Here is a 1,706-nt window from a genome sequence, read left to right as displayed (position 1 = left end):
CGAAGATGCGGGTCTTCTCTTCGGCGGTGAGCCCGGGGCCGGCGTCGTAGACGCCGAGCGAGACGCGGGTGCGCCCGAGGCGGCGCGCCGCCACCACCACTTCGGCGCCGGGCTTCTCGGTGTAGCGCAGCGCATTGGTGATGAGGTTCTGCAGGGCGCGCTTCAACATCAGCCGGTCCGTCGTCACGGCGGCCGGAATCGGCCGCACGCGGAACCTGAGTCCCTTCTTGAGCGCGAGCGGTCCGTAGACGCGATCGATTTCGGCGAAGAGCTCCGGGATCGAAATCACCTCCGGGTGGAGCTCGAGACGCCCGAACTCCATGCGGGTCACTTCGAGCACCTGCTCGACGAGCGTCGAGATCGCGGCCGAGGCCTGTGCGATCTGCTCGATCACGGGGGCGGTCTGCGGCGTTGCGCGGCGCTTGAGGATGTCCAGGAAGATTCCCATCGCCTGGAGCGGCTGGCGCAGGTCGTGGTTCGCGGCGGCGAAGAACTGCGCGCGCCGCTCGCTCTCCTTCTGGGTCGCCCGCCGGGCGTTCTCCGAGCGGGTCACCTCGACCTTGAGGCGCTGCACGAGGCGCTGGTTTTGGTCGTCGGCGAGAATCGAGGTGAGCATCATCTCGTTCAACCTCCGGCCCGAATAGAGGATGAAGCCCGTCACGACGAGGAGGATGAGCGCCATGATCATCTGCGAGACGCCGTACTGGGCGGCGACCGACACCGTCACGGGCGCGAGCGAGAGGAGCGTGAAGGCCGTGAGCGAGGGCATCCAGCACGAGTAGACGGGCCAGCTCGCGAACGTGACGGCGACGATCACGGCGACCACCACCACCTGGTAGATGCCCGACTGCGGCACCATCAGGGCCGCGCCTGCCGCGCCCCAGATGAGGCCGGCGCTCGCCGCGAGGATCGTCCAGCGGCGGATCCAGAGCCGCACGCGCTCGACGCGCCGGCCGTCGCGCCAGAAGCTCCTCACGAAGGCGAGCGACACCCAGAGCTGCACGAGGCCGAAGGCGCCCCAAATGATGAGGGCCGGACGCGAGGCGCCCAAGGTCCAGAAGGCCGCGGCGATCCCCGCCATGCCGATCGTCTGCGCGGCGAGCGCGACGGGGTAGAGCTTCAGGGACGTGAGGAAGAGCTTCACGAGCGTGCGCGCGGTGATGCTCCTCGAGGCGGGCAGCGACAGAAAGGCCTTGAGGAACCTCAGCACCGGCGGGCGGGCGGCGGACGTCACTCGATCCCCCCGGGGAGAAGCGTCCACGTGAGCGCAGCGGCGCCCTCACGGAGCGAGAGCTGCGCGGGTACGCCCACGGGGAGCGTCGCCTTCACGGGCTCGTGCCCGAAGGGCAGACCCGCCGCCATCGGAATCGACGCGGGAAGGCGCGAGCGGATGAAGCTCAGCGCCGCGGCGAGCGTCTGGTCGCCCTCAAAGCGCACCGCGTCGTCGGCGTTCGAGAAGTCACCGAGGATCACCGCGCGCTGCCGCGCGAGAATCCCGGCTTCGAGGAGCGTGAGGAGCATCCGCTCGACCTTGTAGGCGGGTTCGGCCACGTCCTCGAGGAAGAGGATGCCGCCCTCGTGCGCAGCTTCGGGCATCCACGGGGTGCCGACAAGCGACGCGACGAGGCAGAGGTTGCCGCCCCAGAGCGTGCCCGAAAAGTCGCCTTCCGGGACTGCGCCGAGCAATTCCGGCGCCGTCCGCCAGA

1 protein-coding gene and 1 pseudogene are annotated in these 1,706 nt (G+C 69.6%); both read right to left on the bottom strand.

Annotated features, from left to right (window positions below):
* The coding region (locus ACT6Y9_RS10835) for a sensor histidine kinase (RefSeq protein WP_443744537.1) at nucleotides 1-1,234 on the bottom strand (1,234 nt) is incomplete at its 3' end.
* Nucleotides 1,231-1,706 (bottom strand): annotated as a pseudogene (locus ACT6Y9_RS10830) (S66 peptidase family protein); the annotation flags it as partial. The gene ACT6Y9_RS10835 and the pseudogene ACT6Y9_RS10830, both read right to left, overlap by 4 nt.

The sequence above is a fragment of the Sutterella sp. genome (assembly GCF_052272535.1).
Lineage (GTDB): Bacteria > Pseudomonadota > Gammaproteobacteria > Burkholderiales > Burkholderiaceae_F > Sutterella.
This window is presented reverse-complemented; position numbering and strand designations above follow the sequence as displayed.